The 24,131-nt window shown below is 53.6% G+C and carries 21 protein-coding genes; 6 read left to right on the top strand and 15 right to left on the bottom strand.

Annotated elements, in window-relative coordinates; translation table 11 throughout:
- Positions 1 to 3: 3 nt before the first annotated feature.
- The 3 genes from ppx to rpiA all read right to left on the bottom strand — a co-directional run bounded on the left by ppx (position 4) and on the right by rpiA (position 3,042).
- Positions 4 to 1,560, bottom strand: a complete 1,557-nt coding sequence (gene ppx, locus ACZ5CE_RS13450; RefSeq protein ID WP_464575411.1) for an exopolyphosphatase — start codon at positions 1,558 to 1,560, stop codon at positions 4 to 6.
- 36 nt (positions 1,561 to 1,596) lie between these two features.
- On the bottom strand, positions 1,597 to 2,304 hold the full coding sequence (phoU, locus tag ACZ5CE_RS13445; protein ID WP_464575410.1) for a phosphate signaling complex protein PhoU: 708 nt from the start codon (positions 2,302 to 2,304) through the stop codon (positions 1,597 to 1,599).
- 78 nt (positions 2,305 to 2,382) lie between these two features.
- Positions 2,383 to 3,042, bottom strand: a complete 660-nt coding sequence (gene rpiA, locus ACZ5CE_RS13440; protein ID WP_464575409.1) for a ribose-5-phosphate isomerase RpiA — start codon at positions 3,040 to 3,042, stop codon at positions 2,383 to 2,385.
- A gap of 127 nt (positions 3,043 to 3,169) precedes the next feature.
- Here rpiA and ilvA point away from each other — a divergent pair, with 127 nt between their 5' ends.
- The 5 genes from ilvA to ACZ5CE_RS13415 all read left to right on the top strand — a co-directional run bounded on the left by ilvA (position 3,170) and on the right by ACZ5CE_RS13415 (position 10,294).
- Entirely contained in the window at positions 3,170 to 4,681 is a 1,512-nt protein-coding gene (gene ilvA / locus ACZ5CE_RS13435) for a threonine ammonia-lyase, biosynthetic (protein WP_464575408.1), read from the top strand.
- Between the two features lie 58 nt (positions 4,682 to 4,739).
- A complete protein-coding gene (locus ACZ5CE_RS13430; RefSeq protein WP_464575407.1) occupies positions 4,740 to 6,065 on the top strand; it encodes a porin in 1,326 nt (441 codons plus the stop codon).
- A 177-nt stretch (positions 6,066 to 6,242) separates the two neighbouring features.
- Positions 6,243 to 7,580, top strand: coding sequence for a porin (locus ACZ5CE_RS13425; RefSeq protein ID WP_464575406.1), 1,338 nt, complete (start codon positions 6,243 to 6,245; stop codon positions 7,578 to 7,580).
- Positions 7,581 to 7,850: 270 nt separating this feature from the next.
- Entirely contained in the window at positions 7,851 to 8,480 is a 630-nt protein-coding gene (locus ACZ5CE_RS13420) for a helix-turn-helix transcriptional regulator (RefSeq protein WP_464575405.1), read from the top strand.
- Positions 8,481 to 8,980: 500 nt separating this feature from the next.
- Positions 8,981 to 10,294, top strand: coding sequence for a porin (locus tag ACZ5CE_RS13415; protein ID WP_464575404.1), 1,314 nt, complete (start codon positions 8,981 to 8,983; stop codon positions 10,292 to 10,294).
- 37 nt (positions 10,295 to 10,331) lie between these two features.
- Here ACZ5CE_RS13415 and ACZ5CE_RS13410 read toward each other — a convergent pair whose 3' ends face one another.
- The 10 genes from ACZ5CE_RS13410 to ACZ5CE_RS13365 form a co-directional block, all read right to left on the bottom strand.
- The gene (locus tag ACZ5CE_RS13410) at positions 10,332 to 10,781 is read right to left on the bottom strand and encodes a GNAT family N-acetyltransferase (RefSeq protein ID WP_464575403.1); all 450 of its coding nucleotides are present in this window, start codon (positions 10,779 to 10,781) and stop codon (positions 10,332 to 10,334) included.
- 7 nt (positions 10,782 to 10,788) lie between these two features.
- Positions 10,789 to 12,096 carry an adenylosuccinate synthase gene (locus tag ACZ5CE_RS13405; protein ID WP_464575402.1) on the bottom strand — a complete coding sequence of 436 codons (1,308 nt, stop codon included), beginning with the start codon at positions 12,094 to 12,096 and terminating at the stop codon, positions 10,789 to 10,791.
- Between the two features lie 373 nt (positions 12,097 to 12,469).
- Positions 12,470 to 13,636, bottom strand: coding sequence for an ATP phosphoribosyltransferase regulatory subunit (locus ACZ5CE_RS13400; RefSeq protein WP_464575401.1), 1,167 nt, complete (start codon positions 13,634 to 13,636; stop codon positions 12,470 to 12,472).
- Between the two features lie 44 nt (positions 13,637 to 13,680).
- On the bottom strand, positions 13,681 to 13,848 hold the full coding sequence (locus ACZ5CE_RS13395; protein WP_464575400.1) for a DUF2065 domain-containing protein: 168 nt from the start codon (positions 13,846 to 13,848) through the stop codon (positions 13,681 to 13,683).
- Between the two features lie 119 nt (positions 13,849 to 13,967).
- Positions 13,968 to 14,846: a protease modulator HflC gene (gene hflC, locus ACZ5CE_RS13390; RefSeq protein ID WP_464575399.1), complete on the bottom strand. Its 879-nt coding sequence runs from the start codon at positions 14,844 to 14,846 to the stop codon at positions 13,968 to 13,970.
- Entirely contained in the window at positions 14,847 to 16,040 is a 1,194-nt protein-coding gene (gene hflK / locus ACZ5CE_RS13385; RefSeq protein WP_464575398.1) for an FtsH protease activity modulator HflK, read from the bottom strand.
- A gap of 130 nt (positions 16,041 to 16,170) precedes the next feature.
- Positions 16,171 to 17,316 carry a GTPase HflX gene (gene hflX / locus ACZ5CE_RS13380; RefSeq protein ID WP_464575397.1) on the bottom strand — a complete coding sequence of 382 codons (1,146 nt, stop codon included), beginning with the start codon at positions 17,314 to 17,316 and terminating at the stop codon, positions 16,171 to 16,173.
- Positions 17,309 to 17,554, bottom strand: a complete 246-nt coding sequence (gene hfq, locus ACZ5CE_RS13375; protein WP_464575396.1) for an RNA chaperone Hfq — start codon at positions 17,552 to 17,554, stop codon at positions 17,309 to 17,311. The genes hflX and hfq overlap by 8 nt, the downstream gene beginning before the upstream one ends.
- A 287-nt stretch (positions 17,555 to 17,841) precedes the next feature.
- Positions 17,842 to 18,837 carry a cytochrome-c peroxidase gene (locus ACZ5CE_RS13370; protein WP_464575395.1) on the bottom strand — a complete coding sequence of 332 codons (996 nt, stop codon included), beginning with the start codon at positions 18,835 to 18,837 and terminating at the stop codon, positions 17,842 to 17,844.
- Between the two features lie 316 nt (positions 18,838 to 19,153).
- Entirely contained in the window at positions 19,154 to 19,711 is a 558-nt protein-coding gene (locus ACZ5CE_RS13365; protein WP_464575394.1) for an RNA pyrophosphohydrolase, read from the bottom strand.
- A 764-nt stretch (positions 19,712 to 20,475) separates the two neighbouring features.
- Here ACZ5CE_RS13365 and ACZ5CE_RS13360 point away from each other — a divergent pair.
- Positions 20,476 to 22,182: a proline--tRNA ligase gene (locus ACZ5CE_RS13360; RefSeq protein ID WP_464575393.1), complete on the top strand. Its 1,707-nt coding sequence runs from the start codon at positions 20,476 to 20,478 to the stop codon at positions 22,180 to 22,182.
- A gap of 61 nt (positions 22,183 to 22,243) precedes the next feature.
- Here ACZ5CE_RS13360 and ACZ5CE_RS13355 read toward each other — a convergent pair whose 3' ends face one another.
- Positions 22,244 to 22,753, bottom strand: coding sequence for a TlpA family protein disulfide reductase (locus ACZ5CE_RS13355; RefSeq protein ID WP_464575392.1), 510 nt, complete (start codon positions 22,751 to 22,753; stop codon positions 22,244 to 22,246).
- Between the two features lie 5 nt (positions 22,754 to 22,758).
- A complete protein-coding gene (locus ACZ5CE_RS13350) occupies positions 22,759 to 24,063 on the bottom strand; it encodes a YihY family inner membrane protein (RefSeq protein ID WP_464575391.1) in 1,305 nt (434 codons plus the stop codon).
- Between the last annotated feature and the right edge of the window lie 68 nt (positions 24,064 to 24,131).

Below are 24,131 nucleotides of genomic sequence, written 5' to 3'. Positions count from 1 at the left end.
GCCTTACTGGATCCACGTTTCCTTCATGCTTCTGGCTATCCCGCTCACCGGATTGCCGTATACAGGCGTATCCCCGATACTGAGATCGAATCCAAGGCACGCCCATTGCTCTATTTCTGCCGACAGCGCGGTTTGTGTCAACGGGTTACGTTCCAGCCATTCGCTGTCGATGGCTAGTCCGATCTCCCTATCGTCGAGCCGAATTCCAATGTCGGGTAACGGAACATCGCTGCGGCTGCGATAGAACAGCGTGGCGAAACGCAGCGCCAGCAGCAGGGGAATATCATGTGCCTCGACCATGAACTCTTGCGCTTTGCTGCAGGTTCCTCTATGGACGCGCGCGAGCATGCTCATGCGCTGTTGTTCCATCGTGGAAAACCCTGGCATATCTGCGTTACCAAGAATGTATGCGGAGTGTTTATGATAGCCGGAATGGGCCACTGAAATGCCTACTTCGTGGAGGCGTGCCACCCATGAGAGGATTTGAAGCATTTCTTCGGTTTCGTCCGGGTTCACTGTAAGCAATTGCTTTCCCAGCGATAGCGCCAATGCTTCCACGCGCCCGGCCTGGGCAGCATCCACCCGGTAACGCTGCATGAACTGCTTTACTGTGACCTCTCTCATATCTTGCTTATGGAAACGCCCGAGCAAATCGTACAGCACGCCTTGCCGCAGGGCCCCCATGGCTTGCGACATCCTAGGAATACCCAGTTCGGAAAAGGCGGCCGACATGATGGCGAAGCCTCCCACGATTACAGGTGCGCGGTCAGGGCGCAGTCCGGGGATCTCCAGTTTTTTTATCTCTCCTGCCCGGAGCAGGTGTTCGCGAAAATTTTCCAGGCCATCCCTGGTGATGTCTCCATTAATCGCGGCAAGGTCGAAATTGTTCAGTTTGATTATTTCGCCCAGTGCCCGGGCAGTGCCGGATGAGCCGAACGCCTCTTCCCATTGATCCCGGGAAAACTCCGTGGCAATGGTTTGTATTTCACTGCCCGCCGCGAGCTCAGCCCGCTTCATCGCACCGCGCGTAATTTTACCTTCGGGAAAAAATCGCAGACTGTAACTGACGCACCCCATATAAAGGCTTTCCATCTTCACCGGCTTCAAACGACTGCCAATGATGAATTCGGTGGAGCCGCCACCGATATCCATCACCAGCCGATGACTTCCAGAATTAGGCAGGCCATGAGCCACGCCCAGGTAGATAAGCCGCGCCTCTTCGCGCCCGGCGATGATTTCGATGGGGAACCCTATGGCGGCTTCGGCTTTTTTGAGAAAAGTCGTGGCGTTGCGGGCCACGCGCAGTGAATTTGTTCCCACTGCGCGAACTGCGTGAGGCGAAAAGCCCCGCAAACGCTCGCCAAAGCGTTTTAAACAGTCCAGCGCGCGCGCCTGGGAATCCTCGTCCAGCCGCTTGTCCGCGCCAAGACCGGCAGCGAGCCGAACCATTTCACGCAAGCTGTCCAGCGGGTAAAGTTGCTTGCCTTCCACCCTTGCCACCTGCAAACGAAAGCTGTTCGAACCGAGATCTACTGCTGCAAGGGTGGAATATTCAAGCATGATCTTTCTGGCCGACTTTGGAGGTCGTCGCGGCGCTTACCCCCTTACTTCGCGCTCGATCTCTTCAACAGTGACGTGGCGCACATCCCTGCCTTTCACCATGTAGACCACATACTCCGCCATATTTTTTGCATGATCTCCTATACGCTCTATTGCTTTCGCAATAAAGAGTATTTCCAGTGCCGTGGAAATTTTTCGCGGATCTTCCATCATAAAGGTGATGAGCTGCCGCATGATGGAACGGAATTCTTCGTCCACCTGCTCGTCCTGGCGCACGACTTGTGCCGCAGATTCCAGATCCAGTCGCGCGAAGGCATCCAGCGATTTATGCAACATCTCCAGAGCGACATTGGCAACATGCCTGATTTCGACGAAGCGGGGCATATGCATACGATCCGTCGCATAGATCAGCTTTGCCATGCGGGCTATCTTTTCCGCCTCATCGCCGATGCGCTCCAGATCGGTAATCGTTTTAATGACTGTCATGATCATCCGCAAATCACTCGCTGCGGGCTGGCGGCGCGCAATGATCTGACTGCAGATTTCGTCGATGGACACTTCCATCGCATTGACGCGATGATCATCGGTAATGATGCTCTCGATCAGGTTTTCGTTACCGGAAGTAAGCGCTTCAATTGCTTTTTCGATCTGCTCTTCCACAAACCCGCCCATATGCAGCACGCGTGTACGCACAGCCTCGAGATCGGCGTCAAACTGTTTGGATATGTGCTCGCTGCTTATCATCGCGCATCTGCCAATAATGGGTCAAAATAAAAGATAATACATTGCCAGCATGACAATGATGTTGCACTTCCCATCAATTCAGCGGGAAATCGTCTCGACACCTTTATCGGTGCCGAGCAGCAGCACGTCGGCACCACGCTTCGCGAATAACCCGTTCGTCACGATTCCGGTGATTTCGTCGAGGCTTGCTTCCAGTTCTGCCGGATGATGAATCTGCAGCCCGCGCACATCCAGGATGATATTGCCGTTATCCGTGATGAAGCCCTCGCGGAGCGCAGGCTGGCCGCCCAGCCGCATGATCTGGCGTGCAACATGGCTGTGCGCCATCGGAATGACTTCTACCGGCAGGGGAAACTTTCCTAGAATCTGCACAATCTTGTTCTGGTCGGCAACACAAACAAATGTTTTTGCCACCGCCGCGACAATTTTTTCCCGGGTCAGCGCGCCGCCTCCCCCTTTAATCATCTGTAAGTCCCGGTTGATTTCATCCGCGCCGTCGATGTATACGGTAAGCGAGTCTATGTCATTCAGGTCGAATACCCTTATCCCGTGAGCCGCGAGCCGGCTGCTGGTTGCCTCTGAACTTGCTACCGCGCCTTCGATTTTATGCTTGATCCTGGCTAGCGCATCTATGAAATAGTTGGCGGTTGAGCCAGTTCCGACACCGACGATGCAATTCTCGGGAACATACTGAATAGCTGCTTCGGCGGCGGCGCGTTTTTGTTCGTCTTGCGTCATGTCGATAATTATGGGTGGAAAGTAGTGAGAATAATCCTATCCATCGATTTTAACAACGAAGTCGGGTATTTAGACCTCGCTCTGCCATGTTAAAATCACGTTCCGTTTCTGCCAATCCGGTCGGTGCATGAAAAATAATTATCTTGAACGAATACTCACTGCCCAGGTTTATGACGTGGCAAAGGAGAGTCCACTCGAGCTCGCTGCAAACCTGTCCGCACGGATAGGCAACCAGCTGTACCTGAAGCGTGAAGACGTGCAGGAAGTATTCTCATTCAAGGTGCGGGGCGCTTATAACAAGATGGTCAAGCTGGATTCCGCGGTTCTCGAGCGGGGTGTGATAACCGCTTCCGCAGGCAACCATGCGCAAGGGGTTGCTCTTGCTGCGCAGAAGCTGGGCTGCCGGGCAACCATCGTCATGCCTGTTACCACCCCGCAAATCAAAATGCGGGCGGTCGAAGCACGCGGCGCAACAGTGGTAATGCACGGGGACACTTATGATGACGCCTATGCCTTTGCGTTGAAACTGGCGTCGGAAGAGCGCGCAACATTCATTCATCCGTATGATGATCCCGACGTGATCGCGGGTCAGGGGACGATTGGAATGGAGATCTTGCGGCAGCATCCTGGCCCCATTCATGCAATATTTGCGCCCGTAGGGGGTGGGGGGCTCATTTCCGGCATCGCGGCCTACGTAAAAAGGCTTTATCCGGATATCAAGATGATCGGGGTCGAGCCCGTTGATGCGAACTCGATGTTTCAATCATTGCAGAAAGGCCGGCTGGTCAGGCTTCCTCAGGTCGGGTTGTTCGCCGATGGCGTTGCTGTCAAACAGGTGGGCGCAGAACCGCTGCGTTTGTGCCGTGAACTGGTCGATGAGATCATACTGGTCGATACAGACACGATCTGCGCGGCGATAAAAGACGTATTCGAGGATACACGCGCCATTCTGGAACCGTCTGGCGCCCTGTCTGTGGCCGGTGCGAAAATCTATGCCAGGCGAGAGAATATACGCGGCAAAAACTTTATTGCTGTTGCTTCAGGCGCCAATATGAATTTTGACCGGCTGCGCCACGTATCCGAACGAGCAGAACTGGGCGAGCAGCGGGAAGCGGTAATGGCGGTAACCATTCCCGAAGAGCCAGGCAGCTTCAAGAAATTTTGTTCGATGCTCGGAACAAAAAGCATCACGGAATTCAATTATCGTTATGCCGATCCGAAAGAGGCGCATGTATTTGTGGCCGTATCCGTCCGCGATCGGGACGAAGCGACCGCGCTGATTCATGGCCTGCAGCAAAGCGGTCTGCAGACGGTGGATCTGAGCGACAACGAAATGGCAAAACTTCATATACGCCACCTCGTCGGCGGGCGCGCGCGCGAGGTCAAGAACGAGCTCCTTTATCGCTTCGAATTCCCGGACCGGCCGGGGGCGCTGATGAAATTCCTCAACAGCATGAGCCATCACTGGAATATCAGTTTGTTCCACTACCGGAATCACGGCGCCGATTACGGCCGGGTACTGGTCGGCATGGAAGTTCCTCCGGAAGAGAAGGCCGAGTTCGATGAATTTCTCCACAAGCTCGATAACCATTATTGGGATGAGACCAAGAATCCCGCTTATAAATTATTCCTGGGATGAAATTGGATTAGTGGTTTCTTGCCATCCAAGAATGATAGATTCAAATGAAAGGTTACCAATGGAACGTATCTGCAGGCGGGCAAAAGCGATCATATCTAACGCCGGAACGGTCATTCTGATGGCGGTGCTGAATCCGGACGACGTATATGCCAGTAATCTAAGGAATCTATGGAAAGAAAGCGGAATGGAGGTTGGCGGCTGGATCAATGGAGGAATTACCTATAACGCTAACAATCCGGCCGATGGCTTTAATGGGACTGTCACCTTTGCCGACCGCGCCAACAGATTTCAGTTGAATCAATTCAATGTATTTATCCAGCGTGCGGTGCCTTCCGAAGGATCCGAGTGGGATATCGGCGGGAGATTCGATTTTCTGTTCGGGACTGATGCGATTTATGCCCAGGCATTTGGTATTTCCGCATTTGACGAAAATACCGGACAGCCTTCCCAAAGGGGCAACTGGGATCTTAACCTGTGCTGTAAGTCGACCAGGACCTATGGCATCGCGCTTCCACAGGCTTATCTTGAAGCCTATGTGCCTGTTGGCAACGGACTCAACGTCAAGGTGGGCCATTTTTATACCCCCCTGGGCTATGAGACGGTTCCCGCGCCCGATAACTTCTTTTATACACGCGCCTATATCCTGAATAGCGGCGAGCCGTTTACTCATACCGGTTTGCTCGGAAATTACACTGTCAACTCGAATTGGTCCGTTTTGGCCGCTGCCACCACCGGGAGCGCAACTGGTGGGTGGGATGGCGGTTTCGACAAGCAACTGAGGAATTGGGGAGGATTGGCCAGCATCATCTGGACCAGCGACGATAAAAGAACCTCGTTGAACATAGGGGGTACTTACGGCGAAACCGCGACCAATGAGCCGTGGATCATGTACAGCACCGTGCTGCAGCATAGGATTACCCCGAAAACCCATTTCGTCCTGCACCATACTCATGGCTGGGCCAGCAAGATTTTTTTCGAGGACGGAATCAGGAATGCGGAATGGTATAGCATCAATTCGCATTTGACCTATGATCTCTTGAAGGATTTGTCCATCGGCATTCGTCTCGAGCGCTTCCATGACCGGAATGGCTGGCGCGTCTTTTCTCCCTACCGAATATTGTCGGCGCTCAATAACAAGGGTGTCAGTTTCGCCGGCGATCCGGATCATCTTGTCAGCGCTCCTGCGAATTATTACGAGATTACGCTGGGAATGAACTGGAAACCTGCCAAGAGGCTCAAGATGGACTGGAAGCCGGTGCAGAAGCTCAATATACGTCCCAATATCCGGTATGACAGAGCGGAAGGCATCGATGTCGCATTTCGTCCTTTTGACGGCAAGAAGGATCAGTTCCTGTTTTCGCTGGACGCTACCATTCCATTTTGAAGCAATGAGTGCGAAGCTGGGCATAATGGGCAGGGGCTGTCCTGCCTGTATGGGGGCGAGGTTGTTTGGACAAACTGGAGATGCAGAAGGAATAGCGGCGAATCTGGGTCTTGTCTTTAGCCAGGAACCAGTGCATTACCCGGTTCTCATGCCTGTGGAACTTGAGGAAATGCACGAATGAAGTGGGTGCGGAAACGTGGAGGCGAGCTTGTTCTCGCCGTGGGTAGTTTTTTGCTGGTTATTCTGGGTTCCGGCAGCGTTAATGCAAGCGATATAGGAAATCGTATAGGAAATCTCTTCGAGGAAGGCGGCTTCAAGGTGGGGGGGTGGATAAATGCCGGTGCGACTTATAACCCAGGTAATCCCGGCAACGGCTATAACGGGCCGGTCACTTTCGCAGACCGCGCAAATAGGTTCCAGTTAAATCAATTCAATGTATTTTTGCAGCGCACCGTAGTAACGGAGGGCAAGTCCTGGGACATAGGCGGGCGCTTCGACTTCATGTTCGGCACCGATGCAATTTATACGCAGGCCTTTGGCATTCCTCCCTTTGATGTCAACTCCGGCCAGCCTCTAAAGCGGGGAGACTGGGATCTCAACATATGCTGTAAATCCACTCGCACCTATGGCATCGCGCTTCCGCAGGCGTATGTGGAAGCCTATGTGCCCATTGGCAACGGACTGAACATCAAGGCGGGTCATTTTTATTCGCCTACGGGATACGAGACGGTGGCCGCGCCCGATAATTTTTTCTATACCCATGCCTATTCTTTCATGAATGGCGAGCCGTTTACTCATATCGGCGTGGTGGGGAATTACGCATTGACCGGAAATTGGTCTTTGATGGGAGGGGCGGTCACTGGAAGCAGCACCGGTGGTTGGGATGGCACTTTTGATAGGCAGCTGGGAAACTGGGGTGGCCTGGGAGGTATTACATGGGTCAGCGACGACCGAAGAACTTCAGCCAATATCACGGGAACCTATAGTGCCACGTCCACGCGCAGCCACGAGCCCTGGGGCATGTACAGCCTTGTGCTGCAACACCGGATCACGTCCAGGACGCATCTGGTACTCCATCATGTGCACGGTTATGCAGGTGGCGTCTTATTGAATGGAGCGCCCAAGAATGCGGAATGGTATGGAATCAACACGCATGTTTATTACGATCTGTTGAACGATCTCACCATCGGTATCCGGGGTGAATGGTTCCGCGACAGGGATGGTTTCCGGGTTGTTTCTCCCTTTCGGGTACTCGCCGCGACCGATAACACGGGGGCCAGCTTCGCTGGCAATTTTCCCTTTATCAGTGCGCCTTCCGATTATTATGCGATTACCCTGGGCATGAACTGGAAGCCGGCAAAGCGGCTGAAAATGGATTGGAAACCTGTGCAGAAACTGAATATACGTCCCAATTTTCGTTACGATAGAGCGGATGGAATCGATCAGCCGTTCAGGCCCTTCAATAATCACAAGCATCAATTCCTTTTTTCCTTGGACGCAATTATTCCTTTCTAATCAGAATGAACGGGTTTCTGTGCCCTCCCATCGCCAAAATTTGACCCAAAACCGGGACACCCTGCGTTGATTTTTCCAGCCTATTTTTAAGAATTTGAACGTACGGGCAGTAAAAGTATAATATAATAGGGTGGAACACTTTGTCAAGTTATATATGTTATAACTTTAGATTATTTATAACTGATGGAGAAATAACTAAATTCCATTATTAACGAGCTATCATATTATCAGGTACGACTAGATGCCTGATACCTGGAAAGGCGGATAATCATGGGTGAGCGGCAGAAACAATTGCTCAAGTTACTGCGTAGCGGCAGAAATGGCCTCAGCGTGGAAGAGTTATCGAAAGGACTGGAGATCACACGGAACGCGGTGAGACAGCATCTTTCATCGCTGGAAGCGGCGGGATTGGTTGCCGCAGGATCCACGCGTCCGTCAGGGGGAGGCCGGCCGCAACAATTATATGTACTCACGGAATCGGGCATGGAGATGTCGCCCCGGCAGTATTCATGGCTTGCGCAATTAGTCTTGGCTTCCGTAAGGCAGGAGGAAGGCCTGGAGAATATGGGCAAGCGCATGAACGAGATCGGAGCCAATGTCGCCAGGCAGATAAGAAGCCAATATCCAGGATTGAGCACTCATGAGGAGAAGGTCGAGAAGTTGGCGGAAGTAATGGACCAGCTGGGATATAGTGCGCGAAAGGCAACTTATTCCCAGGGCGAAGCGGTAATAGAAGCGGACAACTGTGTTTTCCACAGCATGGCCAAAAGGGATCAGGAGATTTGCCACCTTGACCGGGGTTTGATGGAAACCTTTACAGATAGCAAGGTCGAGCAAAGCGAATGCATGGCCCGTGGCGGCAATGTTTGCCGCTTCAGGCTTAAGGCAAAAGAGGAATAATCCCGCCGCAGCCAATTTAATCCTGATCTGGATTCCATATCCAGATTTGCGCATAAGATAAAAATTCGTGCATGGACAATCACCTCGGGCACTTTCTTGCACAGAACCGCCGGTGCCAGCAGAATAATCCTCCTCCGGCATTCCCAAGCGCCGATCCCGTTTCCTTCCTTGATTTTTCCCTATTCCCGAATCATCTGTCAATCTCGCTTTCTTGCTTGCATCGAGAGGGGATGATTGTTCATTTCCTGCTGAATACCGCAGATTTTGAAAGCAGAATTTGTCTCGACCGGTATTCCGGAATCTATTTCAGGGGCGAGACACGTTTAGCGCCCGGCTCAGTTCACAAATTTCTCACAATTAACAAAATTTTCACATAAATTTCACATATATTTAATATATACCGTGATACGTTCGTGGACATAATACCATATCAATTGTAGTGTCTTTACCCGAGGGGGGAAAGGGATCATCCTATGGGCACGCAAAAATGCAGGAGCCTTATGACATTTGCCCTCGCGAGTGGCCTGCTGGTTGCGGCAGCCGGCGCAGCCGCCGACACCGATGACAACAGCGTAATGAAGCTGCTGAGGGATAGCGGAATAAAGGTAGGAGGGTGGATCAATGGCGGGGCAACTTTCAATCCCAGCCAGAGCGCGGGGTTCAACGGGCCGGTTACATTCGCTGATCGTTCTAACCGTGCACAGCTAAACCAGTTCAATATATTTGTGCAGCGTGCGGTTGTGGCGGAAGGCAGCACCTGGGATATCGGAGGCCGAATCGATTTCATGTTCGGCTCGGATGCCATATTTACCCAGGCCTACGGTGTCCCTTCCTTTGATGTGAATACCGGCCAGCCTTTGGCGAGAAGCAACTGGGATCTCGATGTGTGCTGCGCTTCAACCCGGTATTATGGCATTGCGTTTCCACAGGCCTACGCGGAGGCTTATGTTCCCGTTGGCAATGGCCTGAATGTCAAGATGGGCCATTTTTATACTCCTATCGGGTACGAATCGGTTCCCGCGCCGGACAACTTCTTCTATACCCATGCCTATACCATGCAATATGGCGAGCCCTTTACGCATACCGGCATATTGGGCAACTACAAGATCAACAAGAACTGGTCTCTCGTAGGGGCTACTACCACGGGTAGCGCGACCGGTGGCTGGGATGGCGGCTTTGACAAACAACTGGGTAACTGGGGCGGAATCGCTGGTATAACCTGGACGAGCGACGACATGGGAAGTTCAATCAATCTCAGCGGTACCTATGGCGAAACTTCCACGCGCAGCACTGAGCCCTGGGGAATGTACAGCTTGGTAATGAAGCACCAGGTTACGCCAAAGACTTTTTTTGTATTCCAGCACGACCACGGTTACGCTAGCGGAGTCTTGCTGAATGGCGTCAATAAAAATGCTCAGTGGTATGGCATCAACACGCATTTATACTATGACCTGACGCCTGAATTATCCGTGGGCATGCGTGCCGAATGGTTTCGGGATCAGGATGGCTTTCGCGTTTTTTCACCCGGGCGTGTCTCAGCGGCCACCAATAACCGGGGGTTCAGTTACGCGCTGGGATCCGGGCAACTCGGCAACAGCACTGCGGTCCCTGCAGATTATTATGCAATCACAGTAGGCATGAACTGGAAAGCGGCAAAGACACTCAAGCTGGACTGGAAACCGGCACAGCAGTTCAACGTTCGTCCGAACGTCCGGTACGATAACGTTGACGCGATGCATGGCGCTACATACCGGCCTTTCGGGGGCCGCAAGGACCAGGTTGTGTTGTCGCTCGATTTTACGTTGCCATTTTAGGTTGAGTTAACCCGCGCCTTTAATTTTGCGCAACAGCTCATTCAACTCTGCCGCAGAGCTTCAATATCATCCTGATATGAGGAATTCCCGCTTCCATGAATTCCTCTCCCCTGATTTCGAAGCCGAACTTTCGATAAAATTCCCTGGCGTGCAACTGTGCATGTAAGGCGACCTGCTGCAGGTGCTGCTTTCTTGCTTCTCCCGCCAGCCGGAGGAGGATCGCTCGCCCCACCCCCTTGCCGCGCCATGCCTTCAGCACCGCCATGCGGCCGATCGTCCCGTTCGCCAACAATCTTCCAGTGCCGATAGCGCCTTCCACCGCATTCGTTGCCAGCACGTGTATGCAATGCGTGTCAAATTCATCCCACTCCAGCTCGGGAGCGACATGCTGTTCCCGGATAAATACGGCTTCACGTACCGCATGCAACGCCATCCTATCGGTGTGCCAGCTGGCAATTCTCAGGTTCCACTGGCTCTGCTGGTGCATGGGAGACCTATTCAAAAGGATGCCGGAGTACGATCGTTTCTTCCCTGTCAGCCCCGGTGGATATCATATCCACCGGCACTTCGCATACCTCTTCTATACGTCTCAGGTAACTTTGCGCGGCTTGAGGCAGTTGCTTGAGATCCCTTACCCCCACGGTACTGCCTGTCCATCCAGGCATTTCCTCGTAAACAGGCTCGCAACCAGCCAACTCTTCCGCACCGAATGGGAGGATGCTGCTGTGCCTTTCTTCCCGGTTATTGCCCATCGATCGATAACCGATACCTAGCCTTAATGTTTCCACTCCATCCAGCACATCCAGCTTGGTAATGCAAAGTCCGGACACACCGTTGATCTGAATGGACCGTTTCAAAGCCGCTGCATCAAACCATCCGCAGCGCCGCGGGCGCCCGGTGGTTGAACCAAATTCATTCCCTCTCTTTGCAAGATGCCTTCCCACTTCATTGTCCAGCTCGGTGGGGAAGGGACCGGCCCCCACGCGGGTAGTATAGGCTTTTGTGATGCCCAGCACGTAATGCAGCATCTGGGGACCTATGCCACTGCCGGTTGTTGCCGCGCCCGCAACACAATTACTCGAGGTGACAAAGGGGTAGGTTCCATGGTCTATGTCCAGCAGCGTTCCCTGCGCACCTTCAAATAGCAGGTTGGTGCCGTTCCTGTTCGCCTCGAAAAGCAGGTGCGGCACATCGGCGACCATGGGCTTGATACGTTCCGCCAATGACAACGTGCTATCCATGGTCTCCTGAAAATCTACTGTGGGTGCCTGAAAGTAATGTTTCAGTACAAAGTTATGGTAGTCCAAGATTTCGCCCAGCTTGGCCGCAAACCGGTCGCGATGAAATAAATCCTGCAGCCGAACAGCCCGGCGCGCCACCTTGTCCTCATATGCGGGACCGATACCTCTGCCGGTCGTGCCGATTTTATCTGTCCCTCTGGCGGTTTCACGCGCATTGTCGAGCGCCACATGACAAGGAAGAATAAGCGGACAGGCCTCGCTTATGCTCATGCGGCGGCGCACATCGACCCCTGCCTGCTCCAGCATGTCAACCTCGTCCAGCAAAGACTGGGGAGAAACGACTACGCCATTTCCGATATAACATGCCACGTCGGCTCGCAGAATTCCGGAGGGGATAAGATGCAGCACCGTCTGCTTGCCACCGATAACCAGGGTATGGCCGGCATTATGGCCGCCCTGGAAACGCACTACCCCCCCGGCATGATCTGTCAGCCAGTCCACGATCTTACCCTTGCCTTCATCGCCCCATTGGGTTCCCACGACCACTACATTTTTAGCCATATCTGTCAATTCAAAAATGGATCAGCGCTGTTCCGGAAAACAATACCGGGAAAAACTTTCATCGTGAACTATCCCTCCTGCTAAGGAAGCGCTGAATAAATCTCCGCTGGCGCGACGGCGGCTTTGCGGGATGGGATGCGCGAAAGGCGACGACGCGAATGATTGATCCCCTTCGCTAGGAGCCTGACAAGGCAGACCACTCGCAAAGCCCCGCCCCATAAGGGTTGCAGCAAAATCGGGCGCTCATGGTGTTGCGCCCTTGGCATCGTAGTCCCAGCTACGACCTGCGTCGCGCGCCTTATGATCATCCCGATTTTACCAGCAACGCGCTCAGTGAGGATTTGTTCAGCGCTTCCCTAATCTTCATCGAGCGTTAAATCTCGGTTATTACCCACTCGCCGTCCCGCAATACCAGCCTTCTATCGCAGTTGAACGTCTCCTGCGTTTGCTCATGGCCGGGTAGTTCGACTATCACCACGCTCCCTTCACTCCGAAGCTGCTCGATTTTTCCCTCCAGCGCGCTGTTCCCCGCGGGATAGGGCGCCAGAATGCCTTTAGGGCAAAGTTCGCGCTGAACCAGCCCCGACAATTCCCGAAGATCCATGCTGAAGCCGGTCGCCGGCCGCGCCCTCCCAAACGCTTTACCCACCTCGTCATAACGTCCGCCCAAGGCGATGGCATTCGAGCAATTGCGAGTATATGCGGCAAATACGAGCCCGCTGTGATAGTGGTAACCACGCAAATCCGAAAGATCAAAAGCCAGCGTATCCACGATAGCTTTCAGTTGGGAACCCATCAACTGCAGCTCGTCGAGCGCCTTGATGATGTCGGGGTAGGGAGGCAGCGCTTTTTTTGCGAGTTCCAGTATCTTCTCATCGCCGTAGAGATCGGGCAAAATTAGCAGCCCTTGCCGCACCTGCATGTTGATGTTATCCAGGCGGCCGCAAAGGTTCCCGAGCGCATGGTGATCTTTCGCCCGCAACGCACGAAATAATTCAGCCTCTGATTCAGTCGGTATGCCCGCTCCCTTGACCAAGCCCCTGAATACCGCTACATGGCCGAGATCGAGATGAATTTTTCCCACGCCGGCAATAGCGAGAGACTCCAGCATGAGCCGCTGGATCTCCATATCGCTTTCAAGGCCACTGTGACCGTAAAGTTCCGCTCCAATTTGCAGTGGTTCCCGGGTTCGAGTTAGCCCCGAAGGCATGCTGTGGAGCACACTCCCTGCGTAGCAAAGGCGGGTAACACCCTTGCGGTTAAGCAGGTGCGCGTCGATGCGTGCCACCTGGGGGGTCATATCGGCGCGAAGTCCCATCATGCGGCCACTCGATTGATCCACCACCTTGAACATTTGCAAATCGCTATCGCCTCCACTGCCAGTGAGCAAGGATTCGACAAATTCCAGAAGCGGGGGGCCAACCAGTTCATAACCATGAACCAATAGGCAGTCCAGGACACGGCGGCGCATTTGCTCGATATGCAGCGCCTCAGCGGGGAGGATATCCTCTATGTATTCGGGAAGAATCCACTCACGCATATCGGGGTGTTTTGACTAAATCTGAGAGAAACGCGCGAGTGTGACTACTTGACAAGGTAAAGCAGCAACAGCCCCGCAAGCATGGAGGTCAGGCCAATGAAGCGTATATGGTTGTCGCCAATTTCGGTCAGTTTCTGGAAGGTGTCACGCCATACGCCCGGCATCAGGAAGGGAAGGAGTCCTTCCAATACGAGCATGAGTGCAAATGCCATGAAAAAAATGTCCCACATCAGATTCAATCTCGGCAGGCACTCGGCTTTGTTGTTTTTCTATGCAAGCTTTCCCCGCGTTGAACCGAGCGGCCGGACCAGCCAGAGCCCGCTCTTATGGGCTACTTTGATCCCCGGCCTGGGTTCTTCATATACTTGAAAAATTCCGAGTTGGGTTCGAGAACCATCATGTCACTCTTGTTCTTGAAACTCTGCTTGTAAGCTTCCATGCTGCGATAAAACGCATAGAATTCAGGATTAGGCTGGAAAGCGCCGGCATAGATCGCCGAAGCCTTGGCGTCGCCTTCCCCCTTTATCTCCTGTGCCTGCCGGTAGGCTTCCGCCAGGATAACCTCACGTTGCCGGTCCGCATCGGCTCGAATTTTCTCGGATTCCGCTGCGCCGGTGGAGCGTAGCTCATTTGCCACACGTTTGCGCTCTGCCTCCATGCGACGGTAAACCGACTCGCTCACTTCCTGCGGCAGGTCTACCCGCTTCAGCCGCACATCCACCACCTCCACGCCGATCTTGCGCGCGTCCGCATCCGCCTTCTGGCGCATGATCTCCATTATTTTGTCGCGTTCGCCAGATACGACATCATGTACTGTGCGATTACCAAACTCGTCTCTCAGGCTGGAATTTACCGTCTGCGAAAGACGTGTCTGCGCCAGCATCTCATCTCCACGCACGCTGATGTAGTATTGCTTCACGTCGACAATACGCCACTTCACGAAGAGATCTACCAGCACATTCTTCTTTTCAGAAGTGATGAATCGCTCCGGCTCGGCGGTATCCATTGTCAGGATACGGGAGTCAAAATAGCGCACGTTCTGGGCCAGGGGAATCTTGAAATACAGGCCTGGCGAGGTCTTTACATCGACGACCTCGCCGAGTTGAAACAGAATAGCCTGTTGCCGCTGATCGACGATGTAGAGGGATGAACTCGCGATAAGGAAAATTGCGACGAGAGCAACGAGTATCCCTGAAGTATAGTTTTTCACTTATCTTGTCTCCCGTTCACGGCCCCTGAATGCTTCTCGCGTGCGAGCCGCGGTGTCGGGCTGGGACTCCTGTGGGGGTGCAGATGGCATGTCAAGTGTCTGTGCGGACGACGATGAAGAGCCGCTCATGTGTATCAGCTTGTCCAGCGGCAGGTAGAGCAGATTGCTTCCGCTTTTCTGGTCCACAACGATTTTACTGGTGCTCGAAAATACCTGCTGCATCATGTCAAGATAGAGCCGGTCCCGTGTTACGCCGGGAGCCTTGTTATACTCGACAAGGACCTGCTTGAAACGGCTTGCATCACCCTCCGAGTTGGCTACCACCCTTTGTTTGTACCCTTCCGCCTCTTCCAGCAGGCGGGCCGCGTTACCCTTGGCCTTGGGAATGACGTCATTGGCATAGGCTTGCCCCTCGTTTTTCTGCCGCTCCCTGTCCTGCCCTGCTTTGACGGCATCATCGAATGCCGCTTGAACCTGTTCCGGGGGCTGGGCGTTTTGCATGGTTACTTTGCTGATGGCAATGCCGATCTTGTAGCGGTCGAGTATCTCCTGCATGAGTTGAGTTGCTTTTGCCGCTACCTGCTCGCGGCCTTCATAGAGCACGAAGTCCATTTTGCTTTTACCTATGATTTCACGTATGGCTGTCTCGGCTGCTTGAAGGACGGCGTTTTCCGGCTCCCGGTTGGTAAACAGGAATTCTTCCGGGTTCTTGAGGATATATTGGACGGCAAACTGGATATCGATGATATTTTCATCGTCAGTCAGCATCAGCGATTCCTTCAATACCTTGCTTCTCACATTATTGCGATAACCTATTTCAACCGTTCGCACCTGGCTGACATTGACGGTTTCCACCACTTCCACGGGATACGGCATATGCCAGCGCAGCCCCGCCTGGGTGGTTTCCACGTATTTTCCGAAACGGAGGACGATCCCCCGCTGGCCTTCGTTCACGATGTAAAATCCGCTCGAAATCCACATAAGCAGAAGCAGCCCGGCGAGCAGCCCGATGCTGCTTCCATAATGCCTGGGACTTCCGCTTTCGGGTCCGTCCGTGCCGCCCGGGCGGTTGCCGCCAATCTTGCGTTTAAAAAGATTGTTGAGTTTCTTGTTGAAGTTGCGCCACAATTGATCCAGATCAGGTGGACCGGAATTACCTTTTTTTCTTCCCCACTGGGGATCGTTTAAGCCCATGATAATCCCATTTTCTGTTTATATAGACACAGCCATCAGGCCGTGCAAATCATGAAAGTGGCGCAAGGAAACCTTATAGATCATCATTGAGACAGAATAAGGAATCGTAGAGAACCTGCTCAAGGCCAAGTCAGGAATATTCACCAACTGCTGCTAAGCGGTTCTTGCGCTGTTTCATGGTTTCCGACAGCGCGACCTTGACAAGCTCCAGTCCTTCGCCGGTTTTCGCACTTAGCCGAATTTGTACGATTCTACCATATTCATCCCGCCGATACCCCGCCCCTCCCGGTGATAAATTGCCCAGGTCGATCTTGTTAAATACCAGTATTTGCGGGATGTTATCAGCGCCGATTTCTCTTAAAACCTTGTTTACTTCCTCAATCTGCTGCTCACGGTCCGGATTTTCCGCATCGACCACGTGCAATAACACATCGGCTTGCACGGTTTCTTCCAGGGTGGCGCGAAAGGCGGCAACCAGCGTGTGGGGCAAGTCACGGATGAAGCCCACCGTATCCGATATGACTATTGGACCCTGATCGGGAATGAACAATTTGCGGCTTGTAGCATCGAGCGTTGCGAATAGCTGATCAGCCACATACGCCCGGGCACGGGTCAGGCTATTGAAGAGGGTCGACTTGCCCGCATTGGTGTAGCCGACGATGGAGACTGCCATGACATCCGCCCGCTGGCGGGAGCGGCGCTGCAGCCCACGCTGACGCTCGAATTTGGAAAGCTTCTCCTTGAGGAGCTTGACGCGTTTCCCCAGCAGCCTGCGGTCTGTTTCCAGTTGCGTCTCGCCCGGCCCCCTTAAGCCGATACCGCCTTTTTGACGTTCGAGGTGAGTCCATCCGCGCACCAGTCGGGTGGCGAGATGCTCGAGTTGCGCCAATTCGACCTGCAGCTTGCCTTCGTGGCTTTTGGCGCGTTGAGCAAAAATATCCAGGATCAGGCTGGTGCGATCAATCACCCGGCATTCAAGGCGCCGCTCCAGATTTCGCTGCTGCGCGGGAGAAAGATCATGATTAAAAATAACCAGCGACGCACCGGTTTGTTCCAGTGTCGAGGCTATTTCATCGATCTTGCCGGTTCCGGCAAATAGCGCCGGGTCAGGCCGGACCCGTTTACCGTGAACAACGGCGGAAATTTCGAGTGCATCGCTGGAGGCCAGTTGCCGCAACTCGTTCAGACTTTCAGCATGCCCACTACTGCTGAAATCGAGATTGACCAGTACGGCAGAGTTCGCGCTGGCCAGGTTGCCGGTGGGGTGATCAAGCATCAGTTGTGCCAGGCACCTCAAATGGAATCGAGACAGCTCTCGCGGGAACCACGGTAGAGATTGCGTGCTTGTATACCATCTGCGTGACGGTATTTTTCAGCAGTACCACATACTGATCAAAGGAATCGATATGACCCTGAAGCTTGATACCATTGACAAGGTAAATAGATACGGGAATATGTTCTTTCCTCAAAGTATTCAGAAACGGGTCTTGTAACAATTGCCCTTTTGCGCTCATAAGTGGCTCCGCATTGTAATTATTCAAAAGATAACTCTACTTGATTTTCAAGAGTAAATCCATATTCTCGGACTAAGGAACCTCTGAACAAATCCCTTGCTGGCGTGGGGGTTCAGAGGGAGTAAAAAACGCGATAGGGTATTGAAAGCAGGAGGGAAGCCATCCGATCCTTTCCCCCCTTAATGCTTGACGGAATGATGGCTGCGCCATTCAGACATAAACCTGCCCGGATTGCAAGGCAGGCAATCCGGGCAGAGATCAAGCCAGCAGGTGCGGCATGCTGATTATTATCCGAATGGCTTGGGTCTGGGCGTGTCTTTCACGGATGGAGGGAGAATTGGCAGCGTTATCTCAGGCTGCTTTCCCGTCAGCGTTTTCAGGAACGCGACGATCTTTGCATTCTCATCTTTCGTGAACTTGCGTCCCAACTGTAGACGGCCCATGGTGTCCACCGCTTCTTCCAGGGTTGCTGCGGCGCCATCATGAAAATACGGATAGGTCAGTTCTACGTTTCTAAGCGTGGGCACCTTGAACATGAAACGGTCTGCATCTTTCCCCGTGACGGCAAACCGGCCTTCCGCCTTGTTGGTAGTCTTGTATGGTTCATGGATGCCGAATTTCTGAAAGGAGCCGCCACCCACGGCCGCGCCGTTGTGGCAGCTTGTGCAGCCGCTTTCCTTGAACAATTTGTAGCCATCAAGCTCGGTCTGGTTTATGGCCTGCTTGTCACCTTTCAGCCATTTGTCGAAACGGGAATCCGGCGTGACGAGAGTTTCCTCGAAAGCCGCAATGGCGTCGGTTACCATGCCGATATCGATTTTATCCTTATTGAATAATTGTTTGAAGCGGGTGCGGTATTCCGGCATGGACTGCAGGACACCTACCGCGAGTTCATGCGTAAAGCCCATTTCTCCGGGGTTGGCGATCGGGCCGCCAGCCTGCTCTTTCAGGTCCTTGGCGCGGCCGTCCCAGAATTGCGCGAGATTCATGCTGGAATTCAAGACTGTCGGCGCATTGATGGGACCCTGATGCCAGTTGTGTCCAATGGAAGTTTGCAGATTATCCGTACCCCCCATGCTCAGGTTGTGGCATGAATTGCATGATATAAAACCTGATTTGGAAAGGCGTGGATCAAAAAAGAGCATCTTGCCGAGTTCCACCATCTTTTCATTCTTCGGCTTGGCGGCTGTGATGGGCTGAATGGGTTCTTCAGCAAATGCTGCGGTTGGAATGGCAACCGCTCCCACCGATAGCAGCGATACGATTAATGCCCGCATTATCATTGTTTATCCCCCAAAAACACGGCTGTAATGGCGCAGCCGATTACGCCTGATAACATCTGCATAAGGAAGCGGCGATCTGAAGGAGGGTACACGAGAAGGTTTCCCTTTGCCCGCGACCAAAACGAAAAAGCATCATCCGGTTCAGAACGCAGTTCCTGCCGCAGGAATCTGGTTTGGAATCGTAAAGCCGGACTTCAGGCGGAATACAGTGAGCGAACCGATCGCCCCCCATCCAGGATCTAGGCATGCCCATGGCATCTTGCCGGAAATGGGGGGATTTTCCACCAGCCGATAGGCGAAAAGAAGTTCGGCACCGCTATTCTCCCTGCTTGGTAGGAGTTGCTGCAATCCGTTCTTTGTCAGTGTGAGCAGTTTGGCCATAGCCATTCCTGCCGAAGGGCGGGCGGTTGAGCAAGCGCGCCAATTCCGTGAGAGCCTGTTTGTAGACCTGGCGCTTGAACTCCACCACGGATTCCAGCTCTACCCAGTACTGATTCCAGCGCCACGCATCAAATTCAGGCCGGACACTGGTTCGTAGCGACACGTCGCAATCGCGCCCGAGCAACCGCAGCAAATACCATATTTGCTTCTGGCCCTTGTAATTTCCTCGCCAGTCGCGCCTGATCCATTGATCGGGGACATCATAGCGCAACCAGTCCCTGGTGCGCCCGATGATTTCAACATGGTATGGGTGTAAGCCGACCTCTTCAGTCAATTCCCGATACATTGCCTGTTCAGGGCTCTCGCCAGGCTTGATGCCGCCTTGGGGAAACTGCCAGGAATCCTGTTTGATGCGCTTCCCCCAGAAGACCTCATTCTTCGAGTTCAGCAGGATGATGCCGACATTTGAGCGATATCCACTACGGTCAATCATGCGAATCACCCATTCAACCGATCTTATCTTACTTAATAAGCACAGGATAAATTTTTCCACATTTTATCCCAGATTGAAAGCTGACATGAGATTTTAGCGATGCGCGGGGAAGACCGTTTTCTGGCAGAACCATTGCCCGCAGTCCCCGGTTCGCAGCGGTGCAGGCGCATACTTGCGCGGGCAGACACGCGACTCGAGTGACGCTGAATGATTCGGGGCTGTTTTGATCTGGGGAAGCGCTGAATAGATCTCCGCTGGCGCGGCGGTGGCTTTGCGGGATGGGATGCGCGAAAGGCGACGACGCGAATGGCGCGACCGCGCAGGGCGGAGCAGTGTCTTCCGAAGGAAGATGCGACCCCGTAGCGGGATGCCTGCGCCCCATGTATATTTTGGCGCGCTCTGGCATCCCCGCCGCTGCCCGATCCCCGCTTCGCAGGGGTCCTCGTGCCACGCTCTGGGGAGCCATGGCGCAGCACTTCCTGGCATCGTAGGTCCAAGCTACGACCCGCGTCGCGCGTCTGTCTTATGATCATCCCGATTTTACCAGCAACGCGCTCAGCGAGGAGTTATTCAGCGCTTCCCTAGGGTACGGTGGATTTATAAGCGATAATATGACGGGAAGACACCGCAAGGCGCTACCAGCCGCCCCTTTATGGAAGCGGTTTTCTGTGCCGACGGATAAAATCATCTTTTCATGGAAAACAAGCCACCGCGTTTTCGAAGCAGCGGAGTATCGACAAGTACAGGACATAACAGGACACATCATGCTCGTATCAAAGTTCTTTATTTCCACCCTCAAGGAAGCGCCTGCCGAAGCGGAACTGGTCAGCCACAAGCTGATGCTGCGTGCCGGCCTTATCAAGCGGCTCGGCAGCGGGCTCTATACCTGGATGCCCCTGGGCTTGAGGGTCCTGCGCAAGGTGGAAAACATCATCAGAGAGGAGATGGACCGAAGTGGAGCCGTCGAGCTTCTGATGCCCGCCGTCCAGCCCGCGGAATTGTGGCAGGAAAGCGGCCGCTGGGATGTGTTTGGTCCGCAGATGCTGAAGATCAAGGACAGGCATGACCGGGATTTCTGTTTTGGCCCCACACATGAAGAGGTCATTACAGATATCGCTCGCAGGGAAATAAAGAGCTACCGGCAGTTGCCTTTGACTTTCTACCAGATACAAACCAAATTCCGCGATGAGATCCGGCCTCGTTTCGGCGTCATGCGCGCACGCGAATTTATCATGAAGGATGCTTACTCATTCCATGCCGATATTTCCAGCCTGGAGGCAACATACCTGGAAATGCACCGCGCCTATAGCGAGGTATTTAGCCGTCTGGGGCTGGGATTTCGTGCGGTCACTGCCGATACCGGGGCAATAGGCGGAACCGGTTCCCACGAGTTCCACGTACTGGCGGAATCGGGGGAAGATGCAATCGCCTTCTGCCCTGACTCGGATTACGCCGCCAATATCGAGATGGCCGAGGCGCAGCCACCCGCAGAGGCAAGGGATATGGCGGACGGCATGATGGAGAAGGTGGCAACGCCGGACGCCAGAACTTGCGAAGAAGTTGCGCATTTTCTCCGGGTTCCGCTAGAAAAAACCGTCAAGACCCTGGCTGTGATCGCGGATGGAAAAATGGTTCTCTTGCTGTTGCGGGGAGATCATTGCCTGAATGAAACGAAAACCCGCAAAATTTCGCTTCTTTCCGATTTCCGGTTGGCGAACGAACAGGAAATTCTCGCCAATTTCGGCTGTGTCCCTGGGTATATCGGTCCCGCGGGATTGCGGCTCCCTCTCGTTGCAGACCGCAGCGTGGCGCTGATGGGTAATTTCGTGTGTGGCGCGAATGAGGAAGGCTATCATCTCATCAACGTGAATTTCGGTCGTGATGTAAAAGAACCCAATCATGTTTTCGACATCCGGAACGTGATTCCAGGGGATATCTCGCCCGACGGCCGAGGGGAGCTGGAAATCTGCCGCGGCATCGAGGTGGGGCACATTTTTCAGCTTCGCAGAAAATATTCGGAAACAATGAAGGCAACCTTTCTCGATGAGTCCGGCCAGCCGCGAGCGATGGAAATGGGTTGCTACGGGATAGGCGTGTCACGCATCGTGGCAGCCGCCATCGAACAAAATCATGACGAGCGCGGCATTATTTTTCCCGCTGCAATGGCGCCGTTTCAGGTTGCGCTTATCCCGATAGGCATGAAGAAAAGCGCACTGGTGAGAAGCGAAGTGGAAAAATTGTACACGGATATTTCCGATGCAGGCATCGAGGTTTTGCTGGACGACCGTGATGATCGTCCCGGTGTCATGTTTGCCGATATGGAATTGATTGGCATTCCGCATCGCATCGTGGTTGGGGAGCGTGGCCTCAAGGAAGGCAACGTCGAATACCGGGGGCGCCGGGATAGCCAATCCCAGGCCGTTGCGGTTGAGGAGATCGTCGGATTCATAAAGGAAGTCCTGAGTAGCTGAATACGTTCAGCTTTTTCCGTTTCACCCGGGGATGCAGTGTACCCATCTGCGTAATCCACGCCTATTTCTGTTTTCCCTTTCCCTGCGGGGTTCCGTCCGGCCTGCCGTTCTGCGGCGAAGGCGAATACTCCCGCATGAAGTCCTCCAGGTCAGCGCGGGAAACAAGTCCCACCTTATAGGCTGCGGGCTGCCCGTGCGGGTCGAATAGATAGGTGGTGGGAAGCATCGATACGGGGCCGATCTGGGCAGCGACTCTCCTGTCGCCCAGTACGATCGGGTAGGAGATGGAGAGAGATTTGACAAACTTCATGACTGTTTTCGGATCTCGATAATCCATCGCTATTCCAATCACAACCACGTCTCTCCGGCTTTCATAAAGCGAGACCAGATCAGGTATTTCCTTGAGGCAGGGAGGGCACCAGGTAGCCCAGAAATTGATCAGCACCCATTTCCCCTTGTAGGCGGAAAGGGTGAGTTTTTTGCCGGAGGTATCGGTGAAAGCGAATCCCTGTGCCTGTGCACCAAAAGACAGCAATAGCAACAAGGATGATACAGCGAACAGGCGTAGCATTTGCTTTATCTATGGGCGGTCTCAGCAACTTCTGGAGTTTTGGCGGGTGGATTCAATTCTATCCCATCGGGTGGCGGAGGCGGCAATGGCGATTCCGGAGTATTGTTTTCGCTGAAAAGCTGCGACAGTGGCAAGTTCATTTTTTCATCGATTCCAGCCGCAATATCATCGAGCAGCAATTCGAGCTTCGCACTATCTTCGGCTGCCGTGCGCGCCGCAGCCGACCGGAAGGTGAACAGATGGAATATGTCGGCCACCGTGATCCTTGCTGGATCAAGTATCAGGACCCACCCTCCGCTCTTCACTTGCCTGACCAGATTGGCGCGACTCATCAGATCCAGCATCTGCTCCATGTCTTCGAAAGTCAGAGAGAGACGCTTATGCAAACTGCCATAGGTTTCCACGGCGCCATTCCGGAAGGCTTCCCCGAGGACTTCCAGCAGCCGCAGGGCGTCGATAAACTGCCTGCCCGGGCCTGTCGGGTCCGGTTGCCATTTTTGAAATCGCCAGCTCGATAGCGAGGCAGCGATTACCGCCCCCAGCAGAACCATGAGCCAGGAGAGATAGATCCATAACAGGAAGATCGGGATGGTGGCGAATGCCCCGTACACTGCCTGGTAGGTGGGAAAATGGGTAATATAAAATGCGAATCCACGTTTCATTGCTTCGAATCCCACTGCCGCGGTAACGCCTCCGGCTAGCGCGTGGCGCCAGGAAACCCGCCTGTTGGGTACGATAAGATAGGGAATCGAGAATGCGATGCTTGTCAGGACCAGAGGAGCCAGTTGCAGAAGCGCGCCATTTATCCCCGGAATGTCCTGGGTCAGCCCCATGGACATTCTCATCACCCATGAAGTGAGAGACAGGCTCGCGCCAATCAGCAGCGGTCCTATCGTGAGCGTAGCCCAGTAAATGAGCAAACGATGCAGCAACGGACGCAGCCGCGTTACTCTCCAGATGGCATTGAGGGACTTGTCGATGGTCAGCATCAAAGCCAGGGCAGTCACTCCCAGAAAGGCGGTTCCGATGGCGGTGAGGCGAATCGCGTTGTCGGCGAACTGCTGCATGTAGACCGCGATCACCTTATTAGCCGCTTCGGGCACCATGGTGTCGAGAATGAAGTTTTTGATCTGGGTGGAATAATCCGCGAATGCGGGAAACGCAGCTACGAAGGATAGCCCGATGGCGATCAATGGCACCAGCGAAAGCAGGGTGGTAAAGGTAAGACTGGCCGCGACCTCCGTGCAGTTGTGCTGAAGGAAGCGTGCGAGAAGATAACGCAGGAAATCAAGAGGTCGGGACGATTTCATGAGTCGCTACATTGTCAGTCGGCACGGGGCCGAGCGGCGCCGGGCAAACCAGATCGCGCCAAATATAG

It is taken from the genome of Nitrosospira sp. TNL200, from assembly GCF_055386305.1.
Note: the sequence above shows the minus strand (reverse complement) of the source record. Positions and strands in the feature narration are given on the sequence as shown.

Excerpts from the sequence above, each read along its gene's own strand:
- hflK (WP_464575398.1), bottom strand. The coding sequence starts at position 16,040 with ATGGGCTTAAACGATCCCCAGTGGGGAAGAAAAAAAGGTAATTCCGGT.
- ACZ5CE_RS13350 (WP_464575391.1), bottom strand. The coding sequence starts at position 24,063 with ATGAAATCGTCCCGACCTCTTGATTTCCTGCGTTATCTTCTCGCACGC.
- hfq (WP_464575396.1), bottom strand. The coding sequence starts at position 17,554 with ATGAGCGCAAAAGGGCAATTGTTACAAGACCCGTTTCTGAATACTTTG.
- ACZ5CE_RS13370 (WP_464575395.1), bottom strand. The coding sequence starts at position 18,837 with ATGATAATGCGGGCATTAATCGTATCGCTGCTATCGGTGGGAGCGGTT.
- phoU (WP_464575410.1), bottom strand. The coding sequence starts at position 2,304 with ATGATAAGCAGCGAGCACATATCCAAACAGTTTGACGCCGATCTCGAG.
- ACZ5CE_RS13365 (WP_464575394.1), bottom strand. The coding sequence starts at position 19,711 with ATGATTGACCGTAGTGGATATCGCTCAAATGTCGGCATCATCCTGCTG.
- ACZ5CE_RS13420 (WP_464575405.1), top strand. The coding sequence starts at position 7,851 with ATGGGTGAGCGGCAGAAACAATTGCTCAAGTTACTGCGTAGCGGCAGA.
- ACZ5CE_RS13400 (WP_464575401.1), bottom strand. The coding sequence starts at position 13,636 with ATGCGTGAGTGGATTCTTCCCGAATACATAGAGGATATCCTCCCCGCT.
- ACZ5CE_RS13415 (WP_464575404.1), top strand. The coding sequence starts at position 8,981 with ATGACATTTGCCCTCGCGAGTGGCCTGCTGGTTGCGGCAGCCGGCGCA.
- ACZ5CE_RS13430 (WP_464575407.1), top strand. The coding sequence starts at position 4,740 with ATGGAACGTATCTGCAGGCGGGCAAAAGCGATCATATCTAACGCCGGA.
- ilvA (WP_464575408.1), top strand. The coding sequence starts at position 3,170 with ATGAAAAATAATTATCTTGAACGAATACTCACTGCCCAGGTTTATGAC.
- ACZ5CE_RS13405 (WP_464575402.1), bottom strand. The coding sequence starts at position 12,096 with ATGGCTAAAAATGTAGTGGTCGTGGGAACCCAATGGGGCGATGAAGGC.
- rpiA (WP_464575409.1), bottom strand. The coding sequence starts at position 3,042 with ATGACGCAAGACGAACAAAAACGCGCCGCCGCCGAAGCAGCTATTCAG.
- ACZ5CE_RS13360 (WP_464575393.1), top strand. The coding sequence starts at position 20,476 with ATGCTCGTATCAAAGTTCTTTATTTCCACCCTCAAGGAAGCGCCTGCC.
- ACZ5CE_RS13395 (WP_464575400.1), bottom strand. The coding sequence starts at position 13,848 with ATGGCATTTGCACTCATGCTCGTATTGGAAGGACTCCTTCCCTTCCTG.
- ACZ5CE_RS13355 (WP_464575392.1), bottom strand. The coding sequence starts at position 22,753 with ATGCTACGCCTGTTCGCTGTATCATCCTTGTTGCTATTGCTGTCTTTT.
- ACZ5CE_RS13425 (WP_464575406.1), top strand. The coding sequence starts at position 6,243 with ATGAAGTGGGTGCGGAAACGTGGAGGCGAGCTTGTTCTCGCCGTGGGT.
- ppx (WP_464575411.1), bottom strand. The coding sequence starts at position 1,560 with ATGCTTGAATATTCCACCCTTGCAGCAGTAGATCTCGGTTCGAACAGC.
- hflX (WP_464575397.1), bottom strand. The coding sequence starts at position 17,316 with ATGCTTGATCACCCCACCGGCAACCTGGCCAGCGCGAACTCTGCCGTA.
- ACZ5CE_RS13410 (WP_464575403.1), bottom strand. The coding sequence starts at position 10,781 with ATGCACCAGCAGAGCCAGTGGAACCTGAGAATTGCCAGCTGGCACACC.